Raw genomic sequence first — 14,827 nt, 5'->3', positions numbered from 1 at the left:
GGGGGGGGGTGGGGGGGGGGGGGGGGGGGGCGGGGGGGGGGGGGGGGGGGGGCCCCCCCCCCCCCCCCCGGCTCCTACCGGGGGTGTTGTAGGTCAGCGGCGACGGAACAGCGGCAGCGGTTCGTCAGTGGCGGCCTGGTAGGTCACCGAGAAGTCTTTCAGGCTTTCCAGCGCCTCGTACGGGTCTTTGTCCGCGCGCAGGGCGAAGGCATCGAAGCCGCAGCGGGCCAGGTAGAACAGCTGGTCGCGCAGTACGTCGCCAATGGCGCGCAACTCACCCTTGAACTGGTAGCGGTCACGCAGCAGGCGCGCGTTGGAGTAGTTGCGCCCGTCGGTGAAGGCCGGGAAGTTCAGGGCGATGACCTGGAACTGGGCGACGTCGTCACCGATTTCCTCGGCTTCTTCATCGCTGTCCAACCACACGCCCAGGCCGCCGTCGCGGGCCTTGAGGGCGTGAGCGTGCTCGCGCCACAGGGCCAGCGGCACGATCAGGTCGTCGCAGTTGCTGATGCCGTCCAGCGTCGCGTCCTTGGGCAGCAGGTGCCAGGTTTCGTCGACGACGGCGTTGTTCTTAATGATTCGCTGCATAGACGCGTTCCTTGAACAGATCGATACCGATGCGCTGGTAGGTGTCGATGAAACGTTCATCTTCAGTGCGTTGTTCGATGTACACGTCGATCAGCTTGCTGATGACGTCGGGCATGGCTTCCTGGGCGAACGAGGGGCCGAGGATCTTGCCCAGGCTGGCGTCGCGGCTGGCGCTGCCACCCAGGGACACCTGGTAGAACTCCTCGCCTTTCTTGTCCACGCCCAGAATGCCGATGTGGCCCACGTGGTGGTGACCACAGGCGTTCATGCAGCCGGAAATGTTCAGGTCCAGCTCGCCGATGTCGAACAGGTAGTCCAGGTCGTCGAAGCGGCGCTGGATGGATTCGGCAATCGGGATCGACTTGGCGTTGGCCAGCGAGCAGAAATCGCCACCCGGGCAGCAGATGATGTCGGTCAGCAGGCCGATGTTCGGCGTGGCGAAACCACCTTCGCGCAGTTCCAGCCACAGTTCGTGCAGGCGGCTCTGCTCGACGTCGGCGAGGATGATGTTCTGCTCGTGGGAGGTGCGCAGCTGGCCGAAGCTGTAGCGGTCGGCCAGGTCGGCGACGGCGTCCAGCTGCTTGTCGGTCAGGTCGCCAGGGGCGACGCCGGTAGGCTTGAGCGACAGGGTCACGGCCACGTAGCCCGGCTTCTTGTGGGCCAGGGTGTTGCGCACGCGCCAGCGGGCAAAGCCCGGGTGCTCGACGTCGAGGGCGGCCAGTTCGGCGGCGAAGTCAGGCAGGGCCTTGTATTCGGGGTCGACGAAGTGCTTGGCCACGCGCTGCAGTTCGGCTTCGGTCAGCGTGGTGCTGCCGCCGCGCAGGTGTTCCATCTCGGCGTCGACCTTCTGGGCAAACACCTCGGGGGTGAGGGCCTTGACCAGGATCTTGATGCGCGCCTTGTACTTGTTGTCCCGGCGGCCATAGCGGTTGTACACCCGCAGGATGGCATCCAGATAGCTGAGCAGGTCTTGCCACGGCAGGAATTCGTTGATGAACGAACCCACCACCGGCGTACGGCCCAGGCCGCCACCTACCAATACGCGGAAGCCCAGTTCGCCGGCTTCGTTGTGCACGGGCTCAAGGCCGATATCGTGCACTTCAATGGCGGCGCGGTCGCTGCTGGCGCCGTTTACGGCAATCTTGAACTTGCGTGGCAAGTAGGCGAATTCAGGGTGGAAGGTGGTCCACTGGCGGACGATTTCACACCATGGGCGCGGGTCGATCACCTCGTCCGCGGCGACGCCGGCGAACTGGTCGGTGGTGACGTTGCGCAGGCAGTTGCCGCTGGTCTGGATGGCGTGCATCTGCACAGTGGCCAGTTCAGCCAGGATGTCCGGGATGTCTTCCACCGCCGGCCAGTTGAACTGCACGTTCTGGCGAGTACTGATGTGGGCATAGCCCTTGTCGTAGTCGCGGGCGATCTTGGCCATCATGCGCGTCTGACGCGAGGTCAGCTGGCCGTAAGGCACGGCCACCCGCAGCATGGGCGCGAAGCGCTGGATATAGAGGCCATTTTGCAGGCGCAGCGGGCGGAACTCTTCTTCGCTGAGTTCCCCGGCCAGGTAGCGTCGGGTCTGGTCACGGAACTGCTTGACGCGGTCCTCGATGATCCGTTGATCGTACTCGTCGTAAACGTACATAGGTGTCCTGTTCTCAGGCTGCTTACAGCAAATCTGCGCGCACGGCCGCGCACTCCTAACGGAGCCGACGAAAGATACCAGTTTAGGGTTATGCGCAAAAGTGATGTTTGAATATAAGGAAAGAACCAAAAGTACTAACCTTAGTACTTTAGTCTCAAGTCCATACTTGCCGTGGGGGCAAGGCTGAACTTTACTGCGAAGGCGTCCTGATAAAAATCATAAAGAGGCGAACGCACCATGAGCAACCCCGTGAAAAGCCGCAAACCCGATAGCAGCGTCGACGCCTGGGCGATTCTGTTTTTGATTATCCTCGTTGTTTCTGCCGCCGTGTTCTGGGTGAGCCACCAGTAACTTCCCCTTGGCAGCTGCCGTCAGGCTGCGTCAGGGCCTGGACGCGGCCTGGCGGCCGCTGCTACGTGGCGAGGTGGATTACCAGCTTTACCAGGCCGAACAACCCCAACGCAAACACCACCGTGCACAGGATGCCCAGCACAATGAAGTGCGCAGGCTTGCCGTGGGTGAAGTCGCGCTCGCGGTTCTTGTGGCTCTGCACGCCGAAGGCGGCAGCGACGATGCTGTGCAGCATCTGCCAGAGGGTAGGGGGCTTGGAGTCGGCCATGACGGGCATTCCCGGACGGATATGCCCAAGCGTAGCAGCAACTCTCCTGTGGGAGCTGGCTTGCCAGCGAGCTTTTAGGGCCTCAACAGCTCGCTGGCAAGCCAGCTCCCACACCTGTAGCAGCTGCTACAGGGGAGCGGGGCTTACGCGTCGTAGCCCAGGTTTGGCGACAACCAGCGTTCGCTGATGGTCAGGTCCTGGCGCTTGCGGGCGCTGTAGGCCTGCACCTGGTCCTTGTCGACCTTGCCCACGGCGAAGTACTGCGCCTGTGGGTGGGCGAAGTACCAGCCGCTGACGGCCGCTGCCGGGAACATGGCGAAGTGCTCGGTCAGGGTCACGCCGCTCTGGCCGTTGTGGTCCAGCAGTTCGAACAGGGTGCCTTTTTCGGTGTGGTCAGGGCAGGCCGGGTAGCCCGGGGCCGGGCGGATGCCTTTGTACTGCTCCTTGATCAGCGCCTCGTTGTCGAGCGCCTCGTCCTTGTCGTAACCCCAGTGCTCCTTGCGCACCTGCTGGTGAAGCCACTCGGCGCAGGCTTCGGCCAGGCGGTCGGCCAGGGCCTTGACCATGATCGAGTTGTAGTCGTCGCCCTTGTCCTGGTAGGCCTTGGCCACTTCCTCGGCGCCGATGCCGGCGGTGGTGATGAAGCCACCCACGTAGTCGGTGACGCCGCTTTCCTTCGGCGCCACGAAGTCAGCCAGGCTGAAGTTCGGCTTGCCGTCGGGCTTGATGGTCTGCTGGCGCAGGTGGTGCAGGCGCGCCAGCGGGCGGCCGTCGTCGGCGTACACTTCGATGTCGTCGTGGTCCACCTGGTTGGCTGGCCAGAAGCCGAACACCGCGCGGGCGCTGATCAGCTTCTCGTCGATCAGCTTGCGCAGCATGACCTTGGCGTCCTCGAACAGGGCCGTGGCCGCTTCGCCCACCACCTCGTCAGTGAGGATGCGCGGGAACTTGCCCGCCAGGTCCCAGGAGATGAAGAACGGCGTCCAGTCGATGTACTCGGCCAGCACGTTCAGGTCGATGTCATCCAGCACCTTGGCACCGGTGAAAGTCGGCTTGGCCGGCTGGTAGCTGGCCCAGTCGAAGTTGGCCTTGGCGGCGATCGCCTGCTCGTAGCTCAGGCGCTCGGTGCGGGCGCTGCGGTTGGCGGTGCGTTCGCGCACGTCCACGTAGTCCAGGCGGGTGCGCTCGACGAAGCCGGGCTTGAGTTCCTTGGACAGCAGCTGGGTAGCCACGCCCACGGCGCGCGAGGCGTCGGTGACGTAGACCACGGCGTCGTTGCTGTACTTGGGCTCGATCTTCACCGCAGTGTGGGCCTTGGAGGTGGTGGCGCCACCGATCATCAGCGGCAGGTGGAAGCCCTGGCGCTGCATTTCGCGGGCCACGTGCACCATCTCGTCCAGCGACGGGGTGATCAGCCCGGACAGGCCGATGATGTCGCACTTCTCTTCCTTGGCCACCTGCAGAATGCGCTCGGCCGGCACCATCACGCCCAGGTCGACGATGTCATAGCCGTTGCAACCCAGCACCACGCCGACAATGTTCTTGCCGATGTCGTGCACGTCGCCCTTCACCGTTGCCATCAGGATCTTGCCCTTGGCTTCCGGTTTGTCGCCCTTTTCCTCTTCGATGAAGGGGATCAGGTGCGCCACGGCCTGTTTCATCACGCGCGCCGACTTGACCACCTGCGGCAGGAACATCTTGCCCGAGCCGAACAGGTCGCCAACGATGTTCATGCCCGACATCAACGGGCCCTCGATTACCTCGATAGGGCGCTTGAACGACTGGCGCGACAGCTCGGTGTCTTCGACGATGTGGGTGGTGATGCCCTTGACCAGCGCGTGCTCCAGGCGCTTGTTGACCTCCCAGGTGCGCCACTCTTCGGTCTCCGCTTCCTTGACGCTGCCGTCACCCTTGTATTTGTCGGCGATGGCCAGCAGGGCGTCGGTGCCTTCCGGGGTGCGGTTGAGCACCACGTCTTCCACCGCGTCACGCAGTTCCTGCGGGATCTGGTCGTAGATTTCCAGCTGGCCGGCGTTGACGATACCCATGGTCAGGCCGTTGCGGATCGCGTACAGCAGGAACACCGAGTGAATCGCCTCGCGCACCGGGTTGTTGCCGCGGAACGAGAACGACACGTTGGACACGCCGCCGCTGCTCAGCGCATAGGGCAGCTCGTCACGAATGAAGGCGCAGGCGTTGATGAAGTCGACGGCGTAGTTGTTGTGTTCCTCGATGCCGGTGGCCACCGCGAAGATGTTCGGGTCGAAGATGATGTCTTCCGGCGGGAAGCCCACCACGTCCACCAGGATGTCGTAGCTGCGTTTGCAGATCTCTTTCTTGCGCGCCTCGGTGTCGGCCTGGCCGGCTTCGTCGAAGGCCATCACCACCACGGCGGCGCCGTAGCGCTTGCACAGCTTGGCGTGATGAATGAAAGCGTCCACGCCTTCCTTCATGCTGATGGAGTTGACGATGCCCTTGCCCTGGATGCACTTGAGGCCGGCTTCGATCACTTCCCACTTGGAGGAGTCGATCATGATCGGCACGCGGGAAATGTCCGGCTCGCCGGCGATCATGTTGAGGAAGGTCACCATGGCCTTCTTCGAGTCCAGCATGCCCTCGTCCATGTTGATGTCGATCACCTGGGCGCCGGCTTCAACCTGCTGCAGAGCCACTTCCAGCGCTTCGGTGTAGTTCTCTTCGCGGATCAGGCGGGCGAACTTGGCGGAACCGGTGATGTTGGTGCGCTCGCCGACGTTGACGAACAGCGAGTTGCGATCGATGGTGAACGGCTCCAGGCCCGACAGGCGGCAGGCCCGCGGAATGTCCGGGATGGCGCGTGGCTTGTGCTTGGCCACGGCTTCGGCGATGGCCTGGATGTGGCCCGGGGTGGTGCCGCAGCAACCGCCGATGATGTTCAGGAAGCCGCTGGCAGCGAACTCCTCGACCACCACGGCCATCTCGGCCGGGGTCTCGTCGTACTCGCCGAAGGCGTTCGGCAGGCCGGCGTTGGGGTGCGCGGAGACGTGGGTGCCGGCCTTGGTCGACAGCTCTTCCAGGTATGGCCGCAGGTCTTTGGCGCCCAGCGCGCAGTTCAGGCCGACGGAGATCGGGTTGGCGTGGCGCACCGAGTTCCAGAAGGCTTCGGTGGTCTGGCCCGACAGGGTGCGGCCCGAGGCGTCGGTGATGGTGCCGGAGATCATGATCGGCAGGCTGAAGCCGATCTTCTCGAACACGCCCTGCACGGCGAAGATCGCCGCCTTGGCGTTCAAGGTGTCGAAGATGGTCTCGATCAGGATCAGGTCGGCGCCGCCCTCGATCAGGCCTTCGGTGGCCTCGGTGTAGTTTTCCACCAGCTCGTCGAAGGTGACGTTGCGGTAGCCGGGGTCATTCACGTCCGGGGAAATGGAGCAGGTGCGGCTGGTCGGGCCCAGCACGCCGGCGACGAAGCGCGGCTTGTGCGGCGTTTCCAGGGTCTTGGCGTCGGCCACTTCACGGGCGATGCGTGCGCCTTCAACGTTCAGCTCGTAGACCAGGGATTCCATGCCGTAGTCGGCCTGGGACACCTGGGTGGCGTTGAAGGTGTTGGTTTCGAGGATGTCGGCGCCGGCGTCCAGGTAGGCCTTCTCGATGGCGGCAATGACGTCCGGGCGGCTCAGCAGCAGCAGGTCGTTGTTGCCCTTGACGTCGCTGGGCCAGTCGGCGAAGCGCGTACCACGATAGTCGGCTTCCTCCAGGCGGTAGCTTTGGATCATAGTGCCCATGCCGCCATCGAGAATCAGGATGCGCTCTTTGAGGGCTTGCTGAAGTGCTTGGAGACGAGCGCTGCGGTCAGACATAGGGCTACCTGTCAGGACAAAAACAAAAAGAAAGCGAATATATAAGGTGCGAAATCATAACAAACCTGCGCGCTTTTAAACGCTTCTACCTTTTACATGAATTCGGCTCATGTTGGAGGGGCGCCGCCACAGGTAGAATTGCCACTGCTAATACACAATCAGGACACCGCCACATGGTGCATCGCTTCCTTGCCGCCGCAGTCACACTGTTTGCCTGCCTGACCGCGCACGCGCAAGACCCCGTCGCCAGCCCGGCGATTTCGTACACCCGTGACATCCAGCCTATCCTCACCGAAAAGTGCGTGGCCTGCCATGCCTGCAACGATGCTGCCTGCCAGTTGAACCTGGGCAGTGCCGAGGGTGCCACCCGTGGGGCCAGCAAGGTGCCGGTGTACCAGGGCGACCGCAGCACGGCCGTGGCGCCGTCGCGCATTTTCTATGACGCCCAGGGCGAGGACGCCTGGCGCCGCAAGGGTTTCTACTCGGTGCTCGACGCCCAGGGCAGCCAGGCCGCGCTGATGGCGCGCATGCTGGAGCTGGGGCACAAGAACCCGTTGCCGCCCAATTCCAAGTTGCCCGACAACATCATGCTGGGCCTGAACCGCACCAACATGTGCCCGATGCCCGGCGAGTTCGACGCCTACGCCGCTGCCCATGTGCATGAAGGCATGCCCCTGGGCGTGACCGGCCTTACCGATGCCCAGTACGCCACCGTGCAGCGCTGGATAGCGGCCGGCGCGCCGGTCGACCAGCAGGCGCTGAAGGCCAGCCCCAAGGAGGCCGCGCAGATCGCCGAGTGGGAGGCGCTGCTCAACCGCCCAGGTTCCACCGAGGCGCTGGTGGGCCGTTGGCTGTATGAGCACCTGTTCCTGGCGCACATCTATTTCGTTGGCGGCGAGCCGGGCCACTTCTTCCAGTGGGTGCGCTCGCGCACGCCCAGCGGCAAGCCGATCGACCTGATTGCCACGCGCCGCCCCGACGATGACCCGGGCGCCGTCTTCTATTACCGGCTGATGGCGGTGCAGGGCGTGATCGTGCACAAGACCCACATCACCTACCCCATGGGGCCGGCCAAGCTGGCGCGGGTCAAGCAGCTGTTCTACAGCGGTGACTGGCACGCCACGTCGCTGCCCGGCTACGGCCCGCGGCACCGCGCCAATCCGTTCGAGACCTTCCAGGCCATTCCAGCCGTGGCGCGCTACCAGTTCATGCTCGATAACGCCGAATACTTCGTGCGCACCTTCATCCGTGGCCCGGTGTGCCGCGGGCAAATCGCCACCGACGTGATCCGCGACCACTTCTGGGCGCTGTTCCAGGAGCCGGCGCGCGACCGCTATGTCACCGATGCAGCCTACCGCGCCAAGGCCACGCCACTGCTGGAAATGCCTGGCCAGGACGACAACGTCGGCAGCATTCTGTCGCTGTGGCTGGCCTACCGCGACAAGCGCAACGAATACGAAGACCTGCGCCGCGATGCCTACGCCGACATGCCGCCGCCCAGCTGGGCCACGCTGTGGGCCGGCAATGACAACGCGCTGCTGACCATCTTCCGCCACTTTGACAGCGCCTCGGTCACCAAGGGCCTGATCGGTGACGTGCCTACCACGATGTGGCTGTTCGACTACCCGCTGCTGGAGCGCACCTATTACCAACTGGCGGTGAACTTCGACGTGTACGGCAACGTTGCCCACCAGGCGCAGACGCGCCTGTACTTCGACCTGATTCGCAACGGTGCGGAAATCAACTTCCTGCGCCTGATGCCGGCCGACAAGCGCGGCAAGCTCTTGGACAGCTGGTACCAGAACAGCGGCAAGGTGAAGATGTGGCTCGATTATCAGAAAATCGACACCAGCACGCCCAGCGCCATGGCGCTCGACGAGCATGACCCCAAGCGCGACTTCGGCCTGAAGTTGATCCAGCGGGCGGGCAGCCTCAACGCCAGCCCCGACCCGATCAACCGGTGCACGGGCGCGTATTGTTCGCGTGATGGCATCAGCGAGGAGTTCAAGAACGTCGAGCAGTCCCTGAGCCGCCTGGTGTCGCGCCCCGAGGCCGGCCTGCCGGTGATCGAGCGCATGCCCGAAGCCACCATGCTGCGTATTCCGGGCAAGAGCGGGCGCATGGTCTACAGCCTGTTGCGCAACCGCGCCCACACCAACGTGGCGTTCCTGCTGGGCGAGGCCTACCGCTACATTCCGGGGCTGGACAGCCTGACCCTGTGGCCAGGGGTGCTGAGCAGCTACCCCAACTTCATGTTCAACGTGCCGGCCGACCAGGTGCCTGCATTCGTCGACGCGATGCAGCAATCCCGGGACCAGGCCAGCTTCGACAAGATCGTCGAGCGTTGGGGCGTGCGCCGCACCAACCCGCAGTTCTGGGATTTCTTCCATGACCTGAGCCGTTATATCCAGGAGACCGAACCGCAGGAAGCAGGGGTGCTGGACATGAACCGCTACGAAAACCTCTGATCAGACCTGTGGGAGCTGGCTTGCCAGCGATTTTTTAGTAGCTGAACAGCTCGCTGGCAAGCCAGCTCCCACAACGGGCGGTAACCACCGCCCGTCAATCGGGATGACCTTTGCCCCATTTCTGTAGTCGGACCTAGTGAGCGTGCACCGAAAGGGCGCACAGTCCGGTTACAGGAACAGGCGGTAAACAATGCTGATTTCGCTTCAAGCCCTCCGGGCACTGGCAGCCTGGACGGTTGTCTGCCATCACTTCATGCAGATCTTCTTCGACTTCCATGCCAGCGGCCCCATCGGCCAATTCTTCGTTGACCGCGGCGCTGTAGGCGTGGACATTTTCTTCGTCATCAGCGGCCTGGTGATCTACCTCTCCACCCAGGACAAGGACATGCCCGCCGGGCGTTTCCTGCTTAACCGCGCCATTCGCATCGTACCCGCCTACTGGTTCTATACCCTGCTGATGGGGCTGATGATCGTCGCCGTCGGCCAGCAGATGCCGCACCAGGTGGTGGACCTGCCGCACTTCATTCTGTCGCTGCTGTTCATTCCCTCGGAAAACCCCGGCGGTTACGGCCTGTACCCCACGCTTAACGTGGGCTGGACCCTGAACTACGAAATGTTCTTCTACTTGATGTTCTCGCTGGTGTTCGTGGTGCCCAAGCGGCATCGTCCTTTAGTCGTAGGCCTGGCGCTGTTCGCGGTGTGTGAAATGGTCAGCCATTACGGTGTGTTGAGCCGCTTCTACGCCAACAACATCATTTACGAATTCCTGCTGGGCATCGGTATCGGCTGGGCCTACCGCCGGGGCTGGATTGCCCAGGCGCTGTGGGTGCCGCTGCTGGTGATCGGCGCTTCGCTGGTGGCTATCTACAACCTGCCGGCCAGTGACCGCCTGCTCAACTGGGGTGTGCCCAGCGCCCTGATTGTGCTGGCCTGCGTGGCCATGGAGCCGTGGTTCAAGGGCAATCGCCTGCTCAAGACCCTGGGCGACTGCAGCTACTCGGTGTACCTGATTCACGTGATGGTGCTGTACACCGGCTGGTTCGCCAGCGAGCGCCTGAACATCAACCCGTACCTGGTATTCGCGGTCTGTGTGCCAGTCATCGCCCTCACTTCCTGGGCCAGTTACGTGTGGATCGAGACCCGTTTGTATCGCCGCATGAAAGGCTGGGCCGAGGCCCGCCTGGCACCGGTGGAGGGCCGGTCCATAACCTGACAAAAATACTGGGACTTTGTGCCGCGCGCGGTTTGGCGTAAACTGCCAGCAAGTCTGTGAGGAACTTACATGAGCGCCATAACGATTACCGACGCGGCACACGATTACCTGGCCGATCTGCTGGAAAAGCAGAACACCCCGGGTATCGGCATTCGCATTTTCATCACCCAGCCGGGCACCACCTACGCCGAGACCTGCATTGCCTACTGCAAGCCGGGCGAAGAGAAGCCGGAAGACACTGCCATTGGCCTGAAGAACTTCACCGCCTGGCTGGACGCGGTCAGCGTGCCGTTCCTGGAAGATGCCGTGGTGGACTACGCCACCGACCGCATGGGTGGCCAGCTGACCATCAAGGCGCCGAACGCCAAGGTGCCGATGGTCAATGAAGACAGCCCGATCAACGAGCGCATCAACTATTACCTGCAGACCGAGATCAACCCGGGTCTGGCCAGCCACGGCGGCCAGGTTACCCTGATCGAAGTGGTCGAGGACGGCGTTGCCGTGCTGCAGTTTGGTGGCGGCTGCCAGGGCTGCGGCCAGGCCGACGTGACCCTGCGCGAAGGCATCGAGCGCACCCTGCTCGAACGCATCCCGGAGCTCAAGGGCGTGCGCGACGTGACTGACCACTCGCAGAAAGAAAACGCCTACTACTAAGGCGTACGCTGCGAAGCGGAAAAACGGCGCCCCGTGAGCGCCGTTTTTTTATGCCCGGCAATCGCTGCCAAAACGCTCGGCGTAATCCTGCGGGCTCACCCCCAACGCTTTGTGGAAGCTGCGGCGCATGCTTTCCGCGTGGCCGAAGCCGCACAGCCGCGCCACGCTCTGCACCGATGCCTGGCGGCCCTGGAGCAGGGCGCGGGCTGACTCCAGCCGCACCTGTTCTATATAGCGCGCCGGGGTAACCCCCAATTCGGCCATGAACACCCGGTACAGGGTGCGTGGCGCCATGCACGCCTGCTCGGCCAGCGCCTCCAGCGCCAGGTTTTCGCCCAGGTGGCCGGGTATCCATTCCAGCAGCGCGCCCAGGCGCGGCGCGCGGCTGGCCTGGGGCGCCAGGTGCGGGCTGAATTGCGCCTGGTCGCCGGGGCGCTTGAGGAACATCACCAGCCGCCGCGCCACCGCCAGGGCGATGGGGCGCCCCAAGTCGTCTTCCACCAGGGCCAGCGCCAGGTCGATGCCCGCCGTCACCCCGGCCGAGGTGAAGCGCCGGCGGCTTGCCGGGCTGTAGGTGTGCAGGCGCTCGCCCTGCACGTCGATGGCCGGAAAGGCTTGCAGCGCGTTGACGTCCGCCCAGTGGGTGGTGGCGCGGTGGCCGTCCAGCAGGCCGGCATGGGCCAGGATCAGCGCGCCGGAGCAGACCGAGCCCAGGCGTGGCACCTGCGGCTCGGCGTGCCTGAGCCAGTCCAGCAGCGGCTGGTTGGCGAATTGCGCAGCCTCGCCGCGCCCGCCGGGCACCAGCAGGGTGTCGAGGCTGGCGGGGTCGGTGTCCTGGTAGCGCTGCTCGGCATACAGGCTGAAGCCCGCCGACGTCACCACCGGGCCGGCCTGTTCGCCCAGCATCAGCAGGGCGTAGGCGGGGGCGCGGCCCAGGCGCGCCAATTCCTCGTTGGCCGAGGCGAACACCTGCATCGGCCCGGTGACGTCCAGGCTCATCACATCCGGGTAGAGCAAACAGGCAATCCGGCGCATAAAAACTCCTGGCTCAATTCTCCGTAGCAGCGGCCGTCTGTGGGAGCTGGCTTGCCCGCGAGCGTTTAGGGCCTCAACAGCTCGCTGGCAAGCCAGCTCCCACAGGCGGTCGCTGCTACAGGGGTTGTCTGTATAAGTGCGCGTGGCCGGCGCGATACAGCGCCGACTCGCCAAAGCAGTCAGTATCCAGCACCCGCCCGACCAGTATCAGCGCCGTGCGGCGGAAACCCTTGGCCGCGACTTTCGCTTCGATGTCGGCCAGGGTGCCGGTCACCCAGTCCTGGTCCGGCCAGCTGGCCTTGTGAATCACGGCGATGGGGCAGTCGGCGCCGTAGTGGGGCAGCAGCTCCAGGAGGATTTTTGGCAAATGCTGCACGCCCAGGTGAATGGCCATGGTCGCGCCGTGGCGGGCCAGGTCGTGCAGGGCTTCGCCTTCGGGCATCGGCGACTTGTCGGCGTAGCGGGTCAGGATGACCGTCTGCGACACCCCCGGCAGCGTCAACTCGGCGCCCAGCAGTGCGGCGCAGGCGGCGGTGGCGGTGACGCCAGGGATGATTTCGAAGGGGATGCCGCGTTCGCGCAGGCAACGGATCTGCTCGCCGATGGCGCCGTACAGGCTCGGGTCGCCCGAGTGCACCCGGGCCACGTCCTGGCCGCGGGCATGGGCGGCGGCCAGCAGCTCGATGATCTGCTCCAGGTGCAATTCGGCGCTGTTGACCACCATTTCGGCCTGGTGGCCTGCGAGCACGGCGGCAGGCACCAGGGAGCCGGCGTAGATGATCACCGGGCATTGGCGGATCAGCCGCTGGCCCTTGACGGTGATCAGTTCCGGGTCGCCGGGGCCGGCGCCGATGAAGTAGACGGTCATGTGCAAATCCTGAAGAAAACGAATGCTGCTTGAGCGAAATTCAAGTGCGAGGCGGTGATTATCCGGGAATCGGGCCCGCTTGTGCCAATGCCAGGGTGGCCTTGGTGTTTTTTTGCCGGCTGACGCGCAGCTGGCTGCCAGCGCCCGCCATTGCCAGGGCGGCGCTTTCGGCCACGCCGTGGCAGCCGGTGTGGGTGAAGGCTGCGGCGGAGCGGTGGGTCAGTTGCGCTTCGAAAAGGGCGAGTTGGGTGGTGCTGAATAGCGTCAATGGCACGTCCAGCGCCTGCGCCAGTTCCAGCAGGCCCGGCTCGTCGGCTTTCAGGTCAATGCTCGCCAGCCCCGCCAGGTCGGCGCGAGTCAGGCCGTGGTGGGCGAGGGTGGTGTCGAGCAGGTCGGCCAGCACGCTGGCGGGGCAGCCGCGCTGGCAGCCGAAGCCGGCGTAGAGGTCAGGCATGGGAGGCGTCCACAAAATCTCAAGCCGCCACTATACCGTAGCCGCTGCCGCAGGCAGCGGCCAGGGGCGATGTTGACCTTCCCCCCCACACTGCGTAGCCTTGCACCTTCGAGGTTCTCCGCCACGCGGAGCCAAGATGGGAATGCGGTTCAAGCCGCAGCTGCCCCCGCAACTGTAAGCGGTGCGCGCCCGGGCAATGCCACTGCGTTCCACGCGGGAAGGCGCCAGGGCCAGCTTTCGAGCCCACGCCGCAAGCCAGGAGACCTGCCTCGACAGACTTCCACTACAACCGGGCGGGGTGATCCGGTGGCGAATGCACCCGCGTGCCTGGCACCCGCGGTTCTCGTCCCGTTTGCCCGCCATATTGCCAAGGGCATCCGATGAAAACACTGGCCAAGCTACCCGTCACCATCGTCACCGGCTTCCTGGGCTCGGGCAAGACCACCTTGCTGCGCCACATGCTGGATAACGCCCAGGGCCGCCGCATCGCGGTCATCGTCAATGAATTCGGCGAGCTGGGTATCGACGGCGAAATCCTCAAGCAGTGCACCATCGGCTGCACCGAAGAAGAAGCCACCGGCCGCGTCTACGAACTGGCCAACGGCTGCCTGTGCTGCACCGTGCAGGAAGAGTTCTTCCCGGTCATGCGCGAGCTGGTAGCGCGCCGTGGCGACCTGGACCACATTCTCATCGAAACCAGCGGCCTGGCCCTGCCCAAGCCGTTGGTACAAGCCTTCCAGTGGCCGGAAATTCGCAGCGCCTGCACCGTCGACGCGGTGATCACCGTAGTCGACAGCCCGGCCGTGGCCGCCGGCACCTTCGCCGCCTTCCCGGACCAGGTCGACGCCCAGCGCAAGCTGGACCCCAACCTGGATCACGAGTCGCCCCTGCACGAGCTGTTCGCCGACCAACTGGCCAGCGCCGACCTGGTGATCCTCAACAAGGCCGACCTGATCGCGCCCGAGGCCCTGGCCGCCGTGCGCCGCGAAGTCGCCGAAGAGCTGCCGCCGGCGGTCAAGGTCATCGAAGCCAGCAGCGGCCGCCTGCCGCTGGACGTGCTGCTGGGCCTGGGCGCCGAGTCGGAGGAACACATCGACGGCCGCCTGACCCACCACGATCATCACCACGACGACGATGATCACGACGACCACGACCACGATGCCTTCGACTCCATCTCCATCGAGCTGCCCGAAGCGCCGGAAGCACAGCTGCTCGACGCCCTGACCACCCTGGTGGTCAAGCACGGCATCCTGCGCGTGAAGGGCTTCGCCGCTATTCCGGGCAAGCCGATGCGCCTGCTGATCCAGGGCGTGGGTACCCGCTTCGACAAGCATTTCGACCGCGCCTGGCGCGCCGAAGAAGCACGCAGCACGCGCCTGGTGCTGATCGGCCAGGAGCTGGACGCAGCCCTGCTGGAAAGCCAGCTGCGCGCTGCGCTGAACGGTTAAGC

11 protein-coding genes and 1 riboswitch are annotated in these 14,827 nt (G+C 64.5%); of the genes, 4 read left to right on the top strand and 7 right to left on the bottom strand.

Going from position 1 to position 14,827, the window contains the following annotated elements; translation table 11 throughout:
* Positions 1–93 precede the first annotated feature (93 nt).
* The 4 genes from AC0SZ7_RS23230 to metH form a co-directional block, all read right to left on the bottom strand.
* Positions 94–588, bottom strand: a complete 495-nt coding sequence (locus AC0SZ7_RS23230) for a DUF934 domain-containing protein (RefSeq protein WP_475506564.1) — start codon at positions 586–588, stop codon at positions 94–96.
* Positions 572–2,230, bottom strand: coding sequence for a nitrite/sulfite reductase (locus AC0SZ7_RS23225; RefSeq protein ID WP_475506563.1), 1,659 nt, complete (start codon positions 2,228–2,230; stop codon positions 572–574). The genes AC0SZ7_RS23230 and AC0SZ7_RS23225 overlap by 17 nt, the downstream gene beginning before the upstream one ends.
* Positions 2,231–2,642: 412 nt before the next feature.
* Positions 2,643–2,849 carry a DUF2970 domain-containing protein gene (locus AC0SZ7_RS23220; RefSeq protein WP_475506562.1) on the bottom strand — a complete coding sequence of 69 codons (207 nt, stop codon included), beginning with the start codon at positions 2,847–2,849 and terminating at the stop codon, positions 2,643–2,645.
* Positions 2,850–2,992: 143 nt separating this feature from the next.
* The gene (gene metH, locus AC0SZ7_RS23215; protein ID WP_475506561.1) at positions 2,993–6,685 is read right to left on the bottom strand and encodes a methionine synthase; all 3,693 of its coding nucleotides are present in this window, start codon (positions 6,683–6,685) and stop codon (positions 2,993–2,995) included.
* Positions 6,686–6,858: 173 nt separating this feature from the next.
* On the opposite strand from metH, the gene AC0SZ7_RS23210 reads away from it, so the two are divergent.
* The 3 genes from AC0SZ7_RS23210 to nfuA all read left to right on the top strand — a co-directional run bounded on the left by AC0SZ7_RS23210 (position 6,859) and on the right by nfuA (position 11,020).
* The gene (locus AC0SZ7_RS23210; RefSeq protein WP_475506560.1) at positions 6,859–9,153 is read left to right on the top strand and encodes a fatty acid cis/trans isomerase; all 2,295 of its coding nucleotides are present in this window, start codon (positions 6,859–6,861) and stop codon (positions 9,151–9,153) included.
* A gap of 190 nt (positions 9,154–9,343) precedes the next feature.
* A complete protein-coding gene (locus AC0SZ7_RS23205) occupies positions 9,344–10,366 on the top strand; it encodes an acyltransferase family protein (protein ID WP_475506559.1) in 1,023 nt (340 codons plus the stop codon).
* 69 nt (positions 10,367–10,435) lie between these two features.
* Complete coding sequence (nfuA, locus tag AC0SZ7_RS23200) at positions 10,436–11,020, top strand: Fe-S biogenesis protein NfuA (protein ID WP_475506558.1); 585 nt, start codon at positions 10,436–10,438, stop codon at positions 11,018–11,020.
* Positions 11,021–11,068: 48 nt separating this feature from the next.
* On the opposite strand, the gene AC0SZ7_RS23195 is transcribed toward nfuA, so the two are convergent.
* From AC0SZ7_RS23195 to AC0SZ7_RS23185, 3 genes are all read right to left on the bottom strand, one after another.
* Complete coding sequence (locus AC0SZ7_RS23195) at positions 11,069–12,055, bottom strand: GlxA family transcriptional regulator (protein WP_475506557.1); 987 nt, start codon at positions 12,053–12,055, stop codon at positions 11,069–11,071.
* 115 nt (positions 12,056–12,170) lie between these two features.
* A complete protein-coding gene (cobM, locus tag AC0SZ7_RS23190; RefSeq protein ID WP_475506556.1) occupies positions 12,171–12,923 on the bottom strand; it encodes a precorrin-4 C(11)-methyltransferase in 753 nt (250 codons plus the stop codon).
* A gap of 58 nt (positions 12,924–12,981) precedes the next feature.
* On the bottom strand, positions 12,982–13,377 hold the full coding sequence (locus AC0SZ7_RS23185; protein ID WP_475506555.1) for a cobalamin biosynthesis protein: 396 nt from the start codon (positions 13,375–13,377) through the stop codon (positions 12,982–12,984).
* Positions 13,378–13,471: 94 nt separating this feature from the next.
* Positions 13,472–13,663, top strand: a riboswitch (cobalamin riboswitch).
* A 94-nt stretch (positions 13,664–13,757) separates the two neighbouring features.
* Here AC0SZ7_RS23185 and cobW point away from each other — a divergent pair.
* Positions 13,758–14,825 (top strand): cobalamin biosynthesis protein CobW, encoded by a 1,068-nt coding sequence (cobW, locus tag AC0SZ7_RS23180; protein WP_475506554.1) that lies wholly within the window; start codon positions 13,758–13,760, stop codon positions 14,823–14,825.
* The last annotated feature ends 2 nt before the right edge of the window (positions 14,826–14,827 follow it).

This window comes from Pseudomonas sp. JC1203 (assembly GCF_056175065.1).
This window is presented reverse-complemented; position numbering and strand designations above follow the sequence as displayed.